Source organism: Nitrobacter vulgaris, assembly GCF_031453995.1.
Taxonomy (GTDB): domain Bacteria; phylum Pseudomonadota; class Alphaproteobacteria; order Rhizobiales; family Xanthobacteraceae; genus Nitrobacter; species Nitrobacter vulgaris.
On sequence record NZ_JAVDPZ010000018.1, the window covers coordinates 31591 to 47206 of the forward strand.

Consider the following 15616-nt stretch of genomic DNA (forward strand, 5'->3'; position numbering starts at 1 on the left):
AGTACTCTAAGGAGTCGGTATAAAACGGAACGACAGCTAGCGGTTTTCTACGATGCCAAATGAAGTCGTCATCATCACTCAGGCGCGCATGACGAGCACCCGCCTTCCGGGCAAGATCTTGATGCGCGCCGGGGAACGCACACTTCTTGAAACGCATCTCGATCGTATCGCCGATGTAGGTGTGCCCGTGATTGTCGCGACGACAACGAATCTCTCCGATGGTCCCGTCGTCGAACTCTGCGCCGCACTCGACGTTCCGGTATTTCGTGGCAGTGAGAATGACGTACTGGAACGTTACCGAGGAGCGGCGCGGGCACACGAGGCGCGCCACGTGATCCGCGTGACGTCGGATTGCCCGCTCATCTGTCCAGACGTGATTCGCGCCGGCCTCGACATCTATTCGGGCTTGAAGAGCGAGTCCGTTTATCTCTCGAACGCCGAAAAGCGGACCTTCCCTCGCGGCATGGATTTCGAAATTTTTTCCCGGCGCTCACTCGACTTCGCCGCGGAGAATGCCAAGCTTCCGTCCGAGCGCGAGCATGTGACAGGTTATATTCGCACGTCGATGCCGGATATCCGTCACGAGTACTGCTCGGATGAAGAAGATCTCAGCGACTGGCGCATCACCGTCGACACCGACGACGACTTCAAACTCGCCAAACTTTTGATTGAAGATCATCATGCGGCCGAGATGGACTACCCGGGCTTAAAGGCTTTGCTGAAAGCGCATCCGGAGCTCATGAAAATCAACTCTCACATTCAACAGAAACTGATCTAAGGAATTGGAAAGATCCAGCGGATATCACAAGAGTATGCGCGCACCTTGCGTCCCAGGATCAAAAAATTGCCGCCGAGACCGGCTGTCCCTGTCGGAAACCTAATCCGGCTGGCAACTGAGGTCGAATCGCGCAATGCTTCGGTCTTATGAGAGAAGCTTGCAGCTTGGTCTGGTTGGCGCTGGTCGGATTGTTCCGGTCGACGGGCCTCGCTGGAAGCCGAGATAACGTGCCATTCTGGGCGGACTGCATCACCGCTATGCCCGTGTTAAGTTTTCGGTACACACAGGAGGTCGTCGAAGTCCGGTCTCTACCGTAAATCCAATCCTGCGGTCTCAGCATCTTGCGGATCATCTCCGCGACGAGGTTATGAGCAGGATTATTGTCGAAGAACGCCGGAAAGGCCCTTTCATTTTCAATTCGGAAAGGGCCTGATTCTAGACTTATGTTTGAATGGAACGAAAACCTCCAGTTCGCGACTTTTCCTACTGGCGCTGCACGGTCTGTAGGCCTACCTGATTGACGGTATCCTGCGCATCGTCGTGGATGGCAAGGATCAGCCGGTTCTCGTCGCTGGTCGCCAGCTCCGTGCCGACTGCGAGGGTGGATTCACATTCGAAGTGCAACGCTTGGGCAAAGTCTCGGCCAGGACCCTGAAGTCGAGGCGTTTACGCGGGGTGTTGTTGTGAAGCGGCAATGCATTGGCGAAGGCGGTGGGTTGAGAGGTTGTGAGATCGGTCTTGCGTGGGATGAAGCGGCGTATGCGGCTGATGGCGTTCTCGATGCCGCCTTTCTTCCAGGGCGCATGCGGATCGCAGAAGAAGGTCGCGACCGCGAGATCGTGCCGCGCCAGGTGACAGGCGAACTCGGTGCCGTAGCACATTGGGAAGATAGCTCGGCCGTTTGCTGCGAGACGGATGCCGCTTTTCTTTTGAATGGGAGCGTGCTGTCCCTTGCCGTCAAGGCCATGCCCTTCGGGCGAAAGCGTCAGTCCGTGTAGTCGCTTCGCTTCCGGCCCCGCGCCGGATCCGGGCTTAAAGCATTGTCTCCGGATCTAGCGTCGACCCGACGATGCGTGTGCCGATCCACTCACGATGGGACCGCGAGGTGGGGCTCCGCCGGACGAGACGATAGGCCCCCGTGGTGGTGTCGCCGTTCCGCTCGACGAGACGGTGGGGCCTCGTGGCGGCGTTGCCGTATTGCCCGGCATATATGGATTTTGATAGCCGGGATCGCGGGGGCGGGGTGGGCGCCCAGCGCCCGGATCGTTGCGGTGGTCCTGATAGTGTCCAGCGCGGTGGTCTTGATAGTGCGGCGCACCTCGCGGCGTGAAGCTGTGGCCACAAAATGGAATGATGCACCTGATCCGCGTGCCTGAGCTGGCCGCGCCTCCGAAATTGTGATCCCCCTGCTGCGAGCGATGATCCTGATAGTGATCGCCGCGATGATCTTGATAGTGATTGCTGTGCGGGTGTTGATAGCTTCCGATTCTTGGTGGTCTGCCGTCGCTACCAGCTTCCGCCATACCTGCAAAGGACAGGCTCGCTGCGATGGGGATCACGATGATTGCTATGTTCCGACAGACACGTGCGATGCCCAGCATGATCTTCTACCGTTTGGGAGGCTCTCACGACCAGGATAGCTTGGGTGCCAGATATCTGTCGTCCGCCGCACGGGGGATAGAGACCGAGGCGCCATCGATTCCGTTTTTCTGCTGATGCGCATTTTCTACATGTTCGGAAGGTTGCTCTTGACAAATAGTATTTTCAGAAGAGTAGCGGGACCGCATTACGTTTCGGTGCGATTTGCCGCAGGCGAGGTCAAGTCGGTAATCAACTTTGCCAATTCCGATTGCCCGGAGGTTCTCGTTTTTTCAAATACACGGGCGAGGTGGGTCTTTACGGTTGAGTCGGCTATGCCGAGGGCGGCTGCGGCTGTCGCGCGATTGTTCCCCGATGCTATCTCGATCATCACGCGCGCTTCGGTCGGTGTCAGATCATAAAGCGCAGCCAGAGCTTCGAACGGAGGCGTGGCGTTTTTCGCCGACGGCGTAATGAATACGGCCGCAGCGGCGAGCGAGAGACCAGGGCGCAATTCTCCCGATTTCAGCGGCAAGACATGCGCGATAGAATGGAAAGGGGTTTGTGTATCCTGGCTTTTGAGCGGCACTCCAATTCCGCCATAGCCAAGCTCACTCTCATCCAAGGCGGCACGGGCTATAGCTTCCCGAATTGCTGTGGTTGCGTCCATCCCGCACGCTGCGAGCATGCTGCGTTGAGATAATATTGGGTCGCGGGCTCTGAACATTCTTCGAGCGGAGTGATTGGAATAAAGGATGCTGCTGTTCGCATCGACTAACACGACGGCTACCGAAAGCGCTTCGAGCGTTTCCTCAAATGCCGACGCCGCAAGCGAGCGCATATCCAGCAGGTCGCTGATGGAAGCAGCGCGTCGCATATGCGGGGTCAACAATGAAACAACAGCAAGATCATTTGACCCCACACGGTCGCGCGTTGGCGGCACAAATAGTTCGAACGTCCCGCTTCGCGTTGAGCTGCGCAAAAGGACGCCCGCGGCGACATCGCGATAGCCAGCAGGCTCAGCCCACTCGGTAAAGAACGGGAGCTGACGAATTTTATCTTCCTCCACTCCCAAGCGCTTTACCAGCATTGCCGTATTGGCGACATCGCCGACCTGAAAAGTCGGATATATCTCCCAGAAGGGATCCAGTTTGGCGTATTTCGAATGCAGGAGTTCCATCCAGTAAGGATCGCCGCCCCAACGGGCTGTGAAGTTCTTTTTCTGATTTTCTAGATCGTACAGGCTTACTGATCCGAGCGTCGCTCCGATCAGGCCGCAGCACGCTTCAAGGGCGTCTGGCCACAATGCGGGTTCTACCGCGCTATCGTAGATTTTACCAATGGCTGAAGAAAGTTGAGATGGAGATATATCTGCATGCATCGGTCTGTCTCTCTGGAAGGTTGGCCCGGCCCCGCTCGACGGGTCCTTCCGTTACGCTCGTAGCGGCCCAAGACTATCAGAGTGCTTGTATCGTGCAGGTGCCGATAGAAAGGAGCTGGACATGAAACCTCGTATTTCCGTTGTCACGCTCGGCGTTGCCGATATCGAGAAGTCACTTGCCTTTTATCGTGACGGCCTCGGCCTTCCGACTGAAGGGATCATCGGTCGCGAGTTCGAGCATGGCGCGGTGGCCTTCTTCGATTTGTCGGGCGGTCTGAAGCTCGCGATCTGGGCGCAGGATGATATTTCCCACGATACGGGCTTACCTAAGCATCCCATCTCTTCCACGGCCTTCACGATCGGACATAATGTCCTGTACCAGAAGGAAGTCGACGAGACGATGGATGCAGCGCAACGTGCAGGGGCAGAGATCATCAAGGCTCCACAAGACACGTTCTACGGCGGTTACGCCGGATATTTTCGTGATATCAACGGGCATCTGTGGGAAATTGTCTGGAATCCTCAAATGCTACCCGCAGATTCCTAATGATCTTTTGCAGTACCGTCGATAATGCATCCGAGACCGCAAGCACAAAAAAACTGAGGCGGCTACCCCCACGCGGCGTAATGCGACCGAACGACCGTTCAGGCGGCAGCGTTGCCAAACTGTCGATTGCCAATTTTCGGGAACATATGAGCGCAATTATGCATTTTCCTGCCTCACAAAACCGTTGTCATCTCTCACCATCAGCTATTGCGTCCGCTGGCTGAACTTCGGTCGCCAAGCGCGCGCATCGAGCGACCAGCGACCCGATCCGGACAGCAACATGAAGATTGCGCCCATCAGCATCGCCCAATCGGTGCGCGTCTCGTGAGTGAAGCTCAAGAAACCATAGCGATTGAGGTCGCGGAGGCTGAATATCCACCAGTTGCGGCCTAACAGGATTGGGATTTTCGTGGAGATGATCGCCACGATCATGACGATGATGATCGGCACGGCCGCTGCGCGCGAAGCATAGCCGATCATGAACATGATCCCCGCTAGCATTTCAATCACGCCAACGAATGGCCCAAAGAATTCTGGCCAGGGAATACCGATCTTAACGAAACGGCCGGCACCGAGAATGTCGGCATGCGTCAGTTTCTGCAGGCCTTCGGGGATGAATACACCAGCGAGCGCCAAGCGGATAAAAATGGCCCAGGTCGATTCGCCGGGAGAGAACCACCAGGACTGTTTCATGAAAGCATGTGCTCCTGAGAACATTGACCGGTGCGGGCGTGTGGTCGGCTACCATGAACCCGGATTTCCCGCACCGCTCCTAAAGGACGTACACGATCCATCGCTCTTAGTTATACCTCCGGCTCTCGTACGTCTTCCCTCCTGATCGGTGTCCGTGAAACCGCACCTCTCATGAACTGTCAATATTGAACCAGCTATAGAGTTCGTGGACTTTGAGAACCAAGATATCCTCATCATGCCAGACGTGAAATGGCTTGACGACTACTTGGGTGCCTCATGCCCCCGCTGCAACTCAGTCCCCGCGACCCCGACGCGGGCCTGATCACAGCGGGGGCCCCGTGCGGCTCCACAGTCAGCGACTTCTCAGAAATCGGCTTTGCTGCGGCGTTTGCTTCCGACCGACGGGGCCGCAAAGTGCCGTCGGACACTCGGCAAGGTGCACATCTCGACAGAGGAAATCGAGGCGGGAGGCCCGGTAATTTCATAAGCGCAAAATAAAGAAGCCATATCACTGACGCGGAATGGCGATGACCAGATGCCAATCGCGCCATGCACGCAGTCAAGCCGTATGCGGCAGCCTCATTGAAATTGGTGGGTGCAGGGCCAAAGAGAGCCTCGCGCCGTATGGCTGCCAGTGCGCCACAATAGATGAGATGGCTGCAGAGGGTCGCAAGTCCAAACAGACTCTTTCGTCCGATCAAGAAAAGATTTGGGGGGGGCAGCCCGGCGGCGACGAAGACGGCTGTCTGCGCTCAGGAGAAAGCTGCGCGGCGGCAGCGGGCTGGCGACCGACACTCTCTGAGCCAGGAAAGAGTGTGCGCTGATCTTTATGGAATTCCTATACCGCGGAGCCGCGTTCCCTCTCGAATTCCTATGCGCTGTGGTGCCACGTACAGAGTGAGGGCTGTCAGCGCGCCGTGACGACCCAAAGCAGTTCACTCGGCAGGAGCGGGCAAATGCTGGACTTCTTCATGCTGGTCATCGGCCTCGGGTTCTTTGCGCTGGCGGTTGCCTACACCTACGCCTGCGACCAGCTCTAAGAGGGCTTCCATGATCTTCGATTACTCGCTTGCTGCCCTCGTTTCTGGGGGCTTGCTCGTCTACCTCACCTACGCGTTGCTCAAGCCCGAGCGGTTCTGAGGGACATGTCATGACTGCCAACGGCTGGATTCAGATCCTGATTTTTTGCGCGATCATTGTCGCGCTGGTTGCTCCGCTCGGCGCTTATATGACCCGCGTCTTCAACGGCGAGCGCACTTTCCTGTCGCCAGTCTTACGCCCAATTGAGATCGGCCTCTACCGCATCGCCGGCATCGATGAGAGCCGCGAGCAGCATTGGATCATGTACACGATCGCGATGCTGTTCTTTCATGTCGCGGGCTTCCTGTTCCTCTACGCGCTCATGCGCTTTCAGGAATTCCTGCCGCTTAATCCGCAGGGCATGACGGCTGTCGCTCCAGATCTCGCCTTCAACACATCGGTCAGCTTCATCGCCAACACCAACTGGCAGAACTATGGCGGCGAGAGCACGATGTCCTACCTCGTGCAGATGCTCGGGCTGACGCATCAGAATTTCCTGTCCGCCGCCACGGGCATGGCGATCGCGGTGGCCCTGATCCGTGGCTTTACACGCGCATCGTCGCGGACCGTTGGCAATTTCTGGGTCGATCTCACCCGCTCGACGCTCTACATCCTGCTGCCGATCTGCGTGGCCGGTGCGATCGTCCTTGTAGCGCTTGGCGTGCCGCAGAATCTCAACCCATATGTGGAAGCGACCACGCTCGAAGGCGCCAAGCAGACGATGGCGCAAGGGCCGGTCGCCTCGCAGATGATGATCAAGCATCTTGGCACCAATGGCGGCGGCTTCTTCAACGCCAACGCCGCGCACCCTTACGAGAGCCCGAACGCCATCACCAACCTGATCCACATGGTGGCGATCTTCGCCATCGGCGCGGGACTGACCGGCGTGTTCGGCCGCTTGGTCGGCAACCGCCGTCAAGGGTGGTCGATCTTTGCTGTGATGGGCATCCTGTTCGTGGCCGGCGTTGTCGTCTGCTACTGGGCGGAGGCGTCCGGAACGACGGGCCTGAACGCACTTGGCCTCACTGGCGGCAACATGGAAGGCAAGGAAGTTCGCTTCGGTATCCCCCTGTCGGCGATGTTCGCCGTGGTCACGACCGCGGCCTCCTGCGGCGCCGTCAACGCCATGCACGACTCCTTCACCGCGCTCGGCGGCATGATCCCGCTGATCAACATGCAGCTTGGCGAGATCATCATCGGCGGCGTCGGCGCGGGCCTCTACGGCATGCTGCTGTTCGTCATCATCGCAATCTTTGTCGCGGGCCTGATGGTCGGGCGGACGCCCGAGTATATCGGCAAGAAGATCGAGGCGAAGGAGGTCAAGATGGCCATGCTCGCCATCCTGATCCTGCCGCTCATGTATCTCGGCTGGACAGCTATTGCCGTCGTCTATCCCACGGCCGTCGCCTCGATCGCGAATCCCGGGCCGCACGGCTTCAGCGAGGTGCTCTACGCCTTCGTGTCGCAGACTGCCAACAACGGCTCCGCCTTCGGCGGGCTTACCGGGAATATCCTTTTCTACAATATCACCGGTGGCATCGCGATGCTGGTCGGACGCTTCATCATGATTATCCCGGCCATGGCCATAGCCGGCTCGCTCGCCGCCAAGAAGTCCATACCCGAGTCCGCCGGAACGTTTCCGACGACCAGCGGCCTCTTCATTGGCCTCGTCGTGGGCGTCATCGTCATCATCGGCGGATTGACGTTCTTCCCGGCACTCGCGCTCGGGCCGCTCGTCGATCACATCTCGATGATCCAGGGGCAGACATTTTGACAGTCCGTCATGATCAATGGAGCCAACGAGACCAGAGCGACGGAATAGGGCACGGGTGGATGCGTCCGCCAGTGTGACCGGAATCATTATCGGTCTGCTCGGCGTGCTGCTGATGATCCTGGGACTCGTGATCTCCGTTCACGCCGTCATTCAATGGATTGCGCCGGCCTGAAGTCTTCTCTTGCCGGCCTGCCACGAACCACACGCTGGAGTTTTTCATATGAGCCGGTCGAAACCCATGAGCATGATGGACGCCCGCATCCTTGTTCCTGCGTTGGGCGAATCCTTCAAGAAGCTCAATCCCAGGAGTCTCGCTAGAAATCCGGTGATGTTCGTCGTTGCCGTCGTTTCGGCGCTCACAACGATCTTTTTCGCAAAGGACATCGTGGCGGGCGCGGAGAACGTCAGTTTCACGTTCCAGATCGTTTTGTGGCTGTGGTTCACGGTCCTCTTCGCCAACTTCGCAGAGGCCGTAGCCGAGGGCCGCGGCAAGGCACAGGCGGACTCGCTGCGGCGCACCCGCACGGAAACCCAGGCCAAGCTCCTTACGGGAACCAACGACAATAGCTACAAACAGGTTCCTGGCACGAGCCTCAAGATTGGCGATGTCGTATTCGTGGAAGCCGGCGACACCATCCCCTCCGATGGCGAGGTGATCGAGGGTGTGGCTTCGGTCAACGAGGCGGCGATCACCGGCGAATCTGCACCCGTCATCCGTGAGTCCGGCGGCGATCGTTCGGCCGTCACCGGCGGCACGCAGGTGCTGTCCGACCGGATCCGCGTGCGCATCACCGCCGCGCCCGGCTCGACCTTCATCGACCGCATGATCCGGCTCGTGGAAGGCGCCGAGCGGCAGAAGACGCCGAACGAGATCGCGCTGAACATCCTCTTGGCCGGGCTCACCATCATCTTCGTGTTCGCGACCGTGACGATCCCGAGCTACGCCGCCTATGCTGGTGGTGCAATCTCGGTCGTGGTGTTGATCGCACTCTTCGTGACCTTGATCCCGACGACGATCGGTGCGCTGCTGTCGGCCATTGGCATCGCCGGCATGGATCGCCTTGTGCGTTTCAACGTGCTCGCCATGTCCGGCCGCGCGGTCGAGGCGGCCGGCGACGTCGACACGCTCCTGCTCGACAAGACCGGCACGATTACGCTCGGCAACCGGCAGGCTGCCGAGTTCAAGCCCCTTCGAGGAGTTAGCGAACAGGAACTCGCGGACGCCGCGCAGCTTGCCTCGCTTGCGGACGAGACTCCCGAAGGCCGTTCGATCGTCGTGCTGGCCAAGGAAAAGCACGGCATCCGCGAGCGCAATCTTGCGGAGCTGCACGGCAAGTTCATTCCCTTTACCGCCCAGACCCGCATGAGCGGAATGGAGGTTGACGGCTCATGGGTCCGCAAGGGGGCTGTGGATGCGATCCTCAACTATCTCAACGGCTCGTCGTCCCGGGCCACAGGGAGCACCGTGCGGGTCCTGCAGCCAGCCGTGAGCGCGGACGTCGTTCGCGAGGTCAACGCGATTGCCGAAGCCGTCTCAAAATCCGGCGGCACTCCGCTTGCCGTAGCAAAGGACGGCAGGCTTCTCGGCGTCATCTATCTCAAGGACATCGTCAAAGGCGGCATCCGCGAGCGTTTCGCCGAGCTGCGGCGCATGGGTATCCGCACGGTCATGATCACCGGCGACAACCCGACCACGGCGGCCGCGATCGCGGCCGAGGCGGGTGTCGATGACTTCCTCGCTCAGGCAACCCCCGAAGACAAGCTGCGCCTGATCCGCGACGAGCAGGCCATAGGCAAGCTTGTCGCGATGTGCGGCGACGGCACCAATGACGCGCCGGCGCTTGCCCAGGCTGATGTCGGCGTTGCCATGAACACCGGCACCCAGGCGGCCCGCGAAGCCGGCAACATGGTCGACCTCGATTCCAATCCGACCAAGCTCATCGAGATCGTCGAGATCGGCAAGCAGCTCCTGATGACGCGCGGCGCGCTCACCACCTTCTCCATCGCCAACGACGTGGCGAAGTACTTCGCCATCATCCCGGCGATGTTCGTCGCGTTCTATCCACAATTGAACGCACTCAACATCATGAATCTCGCGAGCCCGCAAAGCGCGATCTTATCGGCAATCATCTTCAATGCGCTGATCATCATCGGGTTGATTCCGCTCGCCCTGAGAGGCGTGGCCTACCGGGCAATTGGCGCCGCCCCGCTGCTTCGCCGTAATCTGCTGATCTACGGCCTGGGCGGCGTCATCATCCCCTTTATCGGTATCAAGGCCATCGATCTCGTGGTCACGGCCCTGCACCTCGCCTGAGGAGAGACATCATGCTGAGAGAAATCCGTCCCGCCATCACGTTCCTCATCACACTTACCGTGATCACAGGCCTCATCTATCCTCTCGCCATAACGGGGATCGCCGGCGCGATCTTTCCTCATCAGGCGCAAGGAAGCCTAATCGAGCGCAACGGAACGGTCATTGGTTCTGAGTTGATTGGGCAGCAATTCACGAGCGAACGCTATTTCCACGGGCGGCCGTCGGCGACTCTCGGTCCTGATCCCGCTGATTCCTCCAAGACCGTTCCGGCACCCTACAATGCGGCCAATTCGATGGGCTCAAACCTAGGCCCGACCAACAAGGCGGTCCTCAAGCGCGTACAGGCCGACGTCGAAAAGCTCAGGCAGGAGAACCCCGGTATGCCGGTGCCGATCGATCTGGTGACGACCACGGGCAGCGGTCTCGATCCGGACATCTCTCCGGAGGCAGCGCTCTTCCAGGTTCCCCGCGTAGCGAAGACGCGAAACATCCCGGAGGCTCAGCTCCGCGAGTTGGTCAACCAGCAAATCCGAGGTCGGGTTCTGGGGGTTTTCGGGGAGCCGCGCGTGAACGTTCTCGCCCTCAATCTTGCCCTGGATGAGGCCGAGGCGCGATAAGAGTTGACTGGCCGCGTGGGCCATCCGGGAGAACCTGATGGCAGAACAGAACCTCGATAACGATCAACGTCCGTGGCCGGAGGCCCTCCTGGAGGCTGCCCGGCGTGAGGATAGACGTATCGGCAAGCTGAAGATTTTCGTCGGCGCCGCTCCCGGCGTCGGCAAGACCTACGAAATGCTCCAGCAAGGGCGCGCCCGGAAGAACGACGGCTGCGACGTTGTCGTGGGTGTGGTGGAGACGCATGGCCGCAAGGAGACGGCCGCCCTGTTGGAAGGCCTCGAGGTCATTCCGCGCCGGCAGATCGACTATCGCGGGCAGCATCTCGACGAGATGGATATCGACGCGGTCATTGCGCGGTTGCCGCAGATCGTGCTCGTGGATGAGCTCGCACACACCAACGCTGCGGGCAGCCGCCATCCGAAGCGTTATCTCGACGTGCAGGAGCTCTTAAGCCACGGCATCGACGTCTACAGCACGGTCAACATCCAGCACATCGAAAGCTTGAATGACGTGGTCGCGCAGATCACCCATGTGCGTGTCCGCGAGACCATTCCAGATGTCGTTTTCGACCAGGCGGATGCCATCGAGCTGGTCGATCTCACGCCTGACGACCTGATTGACCGCCTGAAGGACGGCAAGGTCTATGTTCCGAAGCAGGCCGAGCGTGCCCTGAAACACTTCTTCTCGCCGGCGAATCTGACGGCACTCCGGGAAATTGCGCTGCGCCGCACCGCGGAGCGCGTTGACGAGCAGCTTCTCACCGAGATGAGGTCGCGTGCCATCCAGGGGCCATGGCCGGCCGGCGAGCGCGTGCTTGTCTGCGTCAGCGAGGATCCCCGCGCCACCGTACTCGTGCGTTACGCCAAACGCCTCGCCGACCGCCTGCATGCATCATTCATCGCGCTGTCGGTCGAAGGCAGACGGAGCCTTCAGCTCACCGAGGAGGAGCGAGATCGTATCGCCGATACGCTGCGCCTCGCGCAGACGTTGGGTGGCGATGCCAACACCATCCCAGGTGGCGACCGGCGGATCACCGACGACATCATCAAATACGCGCAGTCCACCAACGCCGCCCATATCATCGTCGGTAAGTCGACCCGCTCGCGCTGGTTCGAAATCCTGCATGGCTCGATAGTGCATGACCTGGTTCGTCGCTCTGGAAGCATCAGCGTCCATGTGATCGGTGGTGACGAGACCTCAGGAGAGATCGTTTCGAAGAAATCTGTGAAGACCACGCCGAAGCCAAAGTTTGCGGATCCGCTCCCCTTTGCGGCGTCGCTTGCGGCGGTCGCCGGGGCGCTCGCGGTCGGAAAGTTGATCCTGCCACTCGTTGGCATCGAGACCGTCGATCTCGTCTTCCTGACGGCGATTGTCGCCGTTGCCGTGCGCTTCGGCCTCTGGCCATCTCTCCTGGCCAGCGTCGCGGCATCCCTTAGCTACAATTTCTTCTTCATGGAGCCGTTATATACGTTCTCGATCTCCGATCCGACGAACATCGCCGCCTTCGTCTTCTTTGTCATCATGGCGGTGTTCGTCTCCAATGTCGCTGGTAGGGTCCGCACTCAGGCCATTGCGGCGGCAACACGCGCCCGCACCACGGAATCTTTGTACGCCTTCAGCCGCAAACTCGCGGGCGTCGGCACGCTAGATGACGTGCTCTGGGCCGCTGCCTACCAGACCGCGTTGATGCTTAACGTCCGGGTGGTCCTCCTCCTGCCAGAGGAGGGAAGCATTGTCGTGAAGGCAGGCTACCCACCGGAAGATACGCTGGACGAAGCTGATATCGGTGCGGCGAAATGGGCGTGGCAAAATGATCGTCCCGCGGGTCGCGGCTCAGACACGCTGCCCGGGGCTAAATGGCTATTCCTGCCCATGTGCACGGGTCGCGGTCCCATCGGCGTCGTGGGTATCGATAGCGATCGGTCGGGGCCGTTGTTCACGCCCGACCAGCGCCGTCTGCTGGACGCCTTGATCGACCAGAGCGCATTGGCCATCGAGCGCGTTCATCTGGTCGAGGATATGGATCGCGTCAAAAGATCGGTCGAGACCGATCGGCTGCGGTCGGCGCTGCTCACCTCGATCTCCCATGACCTCAAGACGCCGCTTGCGGCGATTCTGGGGTCGGCCGGAACGCTGCGCGATCTGTCGGGCAAGTTGAGCGAGATCGAAAAGGCGGATCTCCTCGCTACTATTATCGACGAGTCTGAGAGGCTCAATCGTTTCATCGCCAATCTTCTCGACATGACCAGGCTTGAGTCTGGAGCGGTCGTGCCGAACCTGGCTCCGCATGATGTGAGTGAGATCATCGGCAGCGCGCTGTGGCGCGCCAATAAGATACTTCTTCATCATCAGATCGATGTGCAACTGGCGCCTGAGCCTCCGATGGTTGGAATCGATGCGGTTCTGTTCGAGCAAGTCTTGTTCAATCTCCTCGACAACGCCGCAAAATATGCCCCGCCGGACACGACGATCCGCATTCAGAGTTGGCGCGACGGCGATGAAGTATGTGTCCAGGTCGCCGACGAAGGCAATGGCATCCCGCAGGCTGATCTTGAGCATATCTTTGACAAGTTCTACCGCGCGAAAAAGACAGATCAGGTCCGCGCTGGAACCGGCCTTGGGCTGGCCATCTCGCGTGGGTTCGTCGAGGCGATGAACGGCACGATCGTCGCGGCCAATCGGCCAGACCGGTCGGGTGCAGCCTTCACCATCCGCCTGCCGATTCCACTCCAATCCCAGCCGTTGGATACCGCAGCATGAACGCACCTGCATCCAAAGTTCTCATCATCGATGACGAACCGCCGATTCGTAAGCTGCTGCGCATGGGATTGACGACACAAGGCTACCAGATCATCGAGGCGCCGAACGGGAAGACGGCACTGGAATTGCTCAAGGAAGAACCCGATCTGATTATTCTCGATCTCGGACTCCCGGACATCCAGGGACACGAACTCTTGCGGATGATCCGCGCCCGCAGCGAATCCGTTCCGATCGTGGTCCTGTCAAGCCGCGGCGACGAAGCTGGGAAGGTCCAGGCGCTCGATCACGGTGCTGATGACTACGTGACAAAACCGTTTGGAATGGAAGAGTTGCTCGCACGCATGCGCGCGGCAATGCGCCACCAGCTTCAAGCGCAGGGCGAACGCCCAATCTTTAAGGTGGGTGACCTCTCCGTCGATCTCGTTCGGCGCATTGTTAGAATGGGCGAAAGAGAGGCAAAGCTCTCGCCCAAAGAATATGACCTGCTCCGTGTCCTCGTGCAGCATGCGGGTAAGGTGCTGACACACAAGTTTCTGCTCGGGGAGCTATGGGATTCGATGACAGACGCGCAATATTTACGCGTCTATGTCCGCCAGCTCAGACAGAAGATCGAGAAGGACCCTGAGCGCCCTCAATACATTCTGACTGAAACCGGGGTCGGCTATCGGCTTCGCTCACCAGACTGACAGCCACGATCATCGCTTGCGATAGAAAAACAATATGGAAAGCGCAATGCAACTTGCCGATTATCTCTCGGAGAAGAACACTCTCGTGGACGTCCAGGCGTCAACCAAAACTGATTTGTTGAGCAATCTTTGCGCTCGTGCGGCTGTGGCCGCCAGCTCTGATGCAAAGACGATCTCATGCGAGATATTAAAGCGCGAAGGGCTTGGGTCGACCGGCGTGGGCGGCGGAGTTGCCATTCCCCATGCACGGATTCCAGGTCTTAAGAGCGCTTTTGGTGTACTCGCGCGCCTTCAGAAGTCGATTGATTTCGAGGCTATCGATGGGGAGCCCGTGGATATCGTGTTTTTGCTTCTTCTGCCGACAGCGACATCCGGCGAAGATCTGAACGTGCTCGCTGCGGTTGCTCGCAGGTTGAGAAATGCGGAAGCGCTCCGGGCGCTTCGTCAGGCACGAAATGGTGCTGCCTTCCATGGCGCGATGGTCGCTTAGCCAGCGCCGAGAACCGCCGTGAATAGCACCTACTGGTGGTTGCTGGGGGAAGATACGCGAATGCCAACCTCATCAGAAGCGTGTGGAGACGCCGACGTAGCTTACAATGGCGGGCGTGTTGCGATTGAGACCGATGTTGACGCCGATATCGAACTGCAGCGTCGGGTGCGGTAGCCAGACCAAAGCCATATCATAGCTGTATTGTTGTACGGTCCCGGCAGGATCGAAATTCTGGCTGGTCCAGATTTCATTGTAGATCGTGAACTTGCCGATCTGCTTCGCGACGTTCACGAGCCCCGTCGCGCCAAGATGCCGGCCTTGGCCATCAGAGTCGGCAAGAACGTCGAGTTGCGGTCCCAGCGTCACCGTCCAGCCGTTCGGCACACTCATGTTGATGGGCACGGCCATGCCGCCCTCCACCTTGCCGTTGCCGTTGCCGATGCCAGTGGGTGCCGTGGGCAACTTCACGAACGGCAGAACGGCGAGTTGAAAGTCGCCTTCGGGGCCGGTGAGCCGCCGCTTGAACCGCACGGTTGCGTCGCCGATGCCCGACTGGGTGGACACATTGCCGACAGCATCGCCGGTCCGCACCCGCGTGAAGGGTACCCAGTTCAGCTGGATGTCAGAACTATCGGTCAGGCCATACTTCACGGTGGGATTGCTGAACAGCAGCTGATCGGTCCGGTTACCTCCGGCGGTGTTGTTCAGCCAGGTAAAGCCATCCGCTTCGATCTGCACCAGCCCCTTGGGGACCGTGCAGGCGAAGTTGGACTTGGTCGGCCGGTCGGTACAGATCGGCGCATCGGCCACAGACGCCGTTGGTACGGCATCCTGTGCGAAGGCGGGACCTGCAAGCAGTGCGGCAAACAGGATCAAGCAACGAATCATTGCTTTATTCCTTTCAGGCAAGTCCGAGC

General features: G+C 59.3%; 14 protein-coding genes and 1 pseudogene. 11 read left to right on the forward strand and 4 right to left on the reverse strand.

Features of this window, described 5'->3' with window-relative positions:
* Nucleotides 1–52 precede the first annotated feature (52 nt).
* Nucleotides 53–778: a cytidylyltransferase domain-containing protein gene (locus GGQ85_RS12230; RefSeq protein ID WP_309774737.1), complete on the forward strand. Its 726-nt coding sequence runs from the start codon at nt 53–55 to the stop codon at nt 776–778.
* Between the two features lie 486 nt (nt 779–1264).
* On the opposite strand, the pseudogene GGQ85_RS12235 reads toward GGQ85_RS12230, so the two are convergent.
* A pseudogene (locus GGQ85_RS12235) lies at nt 1265–1378 on the reverse strand (TrbI/VirB10 family protein); the annotation flags it as partial.
* Nucleotides 1379–1461: 83 nt separating this feature from the next.
* Between GGQ85_RS12235 and GGQ85_RS12240 the strand changes: the two are divergent.
* Nucleotides 1462–1776 carry a hypothetical protein gene (locus GGQ85_RS12240; RefSeq protein WP_309774769.1) on the forward strand — a complete coding sequence of 105 codons (315 nt, stop codon included), beginning with the start codon at nt 1462–1464 and terminating at the stop codon, nt 1774–1776.
* Between the two features lie 788 nt (nt 1777–2564).
* Here GGQ85_RS12240 and GGQ85_RS12245 read toward each other — a convergent pair.
* Entirely contained in the window at nt 2565–3737 is a 1173-nt protein-coding gene (locus GGQ85_RS12245; RefSeq protein WP_309774738.1) for a helix-turn-helix transcriptional regulator, read from the reverse strand.
* A gap of 121 nt (nt 3738–3858) precedes the next feature.
* Here GGQ85_RS12245 and GGQ85_RS12250 point away from each other — a divergent pair, with 121 nt between their 5' ends.
* The gene (locus tag GGQ85_RS12250) at nt 3859–4284 is read left to right on the forward strand and encodes a VOC family protein (RefSeq protein ID WP_079446011.1); all 426 of its coding nucleotides are present in this window, start codon (nt 3859–3861) and stop codon (nt 4282–4284) included.
* A 204-nt stretch (nt 4285–4488) separates the two neighbouring features.
* Here the strand turns inward: GGQ85_RS12250 and GGQ85_RS12255 are convergent, their stop codons facing one another.
* A complete protein-coding gene (locus tag GGQ85_RS12255) occupies nt 4489–4977 on the reverse strand; it encodes a DoxX family protein (protein WP_173815915.1) in 489 nt (162 codons plus the stop codon).
* Nucleotides 4978–5894: 917 nt separating this feature from the next.
* Here GGQ85_RS12255 and GGQ85_RS12260 point away from each other — a divergent pair.
* From GGQ85_RS12260 to GGQ85_RS12290, 8 genes are all read left to right on the forward strand, one after another.
* On the forward strand, nt 5895–6017 hold the full coding sequence (locus GGQ85_RS12260; protein ID WP_309774740.1) for a hypothetical protein: 123 nt from the start codon (nt 5895–5897) through the stop codon (nt 6015–6017).
* 10 nt (nt 6018–6027) lie between these two features.
* Nucleotides 6028–6117 carry a K(+)-transporting ATPase subunit F gene (locus GGQ85_RS20865; RefSeq protein WP_079446012.1) on the forward strand — a complete coding sequence of 30 codons (90 nt, stop codon included), beginning with the start codon at nt 6028–6030 and terminating at the stop codon, nt 6115–6117.
* Nucleotides 6118–6127: 10 nt separating this feature from the next.
* Nucleotides 6128–7831 carry a potassium-transporting ATPase subunit KdpA gene (gene kdpA, locus GGQ85_RS12265; RefSeq protein ID WP_309774741.1) on the forward strand — a complete coding sequence of 568 codons (1704 nt, stop codon included), beginning with the start codon at nt 6128–6130 and terminating at the stop codon, nt 7829–7831.
* Between the two features lie 238 nt (nt 7832–8069).
* Nucleotides 8070–10145: a potassium-transporting ATPase subunit KdpB gene (kdpB, locus tag GGQ85_RS12270; RefSeq protein ID WP_374708885.1), complete on the forward strand. Its 2076-nt coding sequence runs from the start codon at nt 8070–8072 to the stop codon at nt 10143–10145.
* A gap of 11 nt (nt 10146–10156) precedes the next feature.
* Complete coding sequence (locus GGQ85_RS12275; protein WP_309774743.1) at nt 10157–10762, forward strand: K(+)-transporting ATPase subunit C; 606 nt, start codon at nt 10157–10159, stop codon at nt 10760–10762.
* Nucleotides 10763–10799: 37 nt separating this feature from the next.
* A complete protein-coding gene (locus GGQ85_RS12280; RefSeq protein ID WP_309774744.1) occupies nt 10800–13523 on the forward strand; it encodes an ATP-binding protein in 2724 nt (907 codons plus the stop codon).
* On the forward strand, nt 13520–14209 hold the full coding sequence (locus tag GGQ85_RS12285) for a response regulator (RefSeq protein ID WP_309774745.1): 690 nt from the start codon (nt 13520–13522) through the stop codon (nt 14207–14209). Before GGQ85_RS12280 ends, GGQ85_RS12285 begins: the two co-directional genes overlap by 4 nt.
* A gap of 46 nt (nt 14210–14255) precedes the next feature.
* On the forward strand, nt 14256–14699 hold the full coding sequence (locus GGQ85_RS12290; RefSeq protein WP_309774746.1) for a PTS sugar transporter subunit IIA: 444 nt from the start codon (nt 14256–14258) through the stop codon (nt 14697–14699).
* 72 nt (nt 14700–14771) lie between these two features.
* On the opposite strand, the gene GGQ85_RS12295 is transcribed toward GGQ85_RS12290, so the two are convergent.
* Complete coding sequence (locus tag GGQ85_RS12295) at nt 14772–15587, reverse strand: transporter (RefSeq protein WP_309774747.1); 816 nt, start codon at nt 15585–15587, stop codon at nt 14772–14774.
* Between the last annotated feature and the right edge of the window lie 29 nt (nt 15588–15616).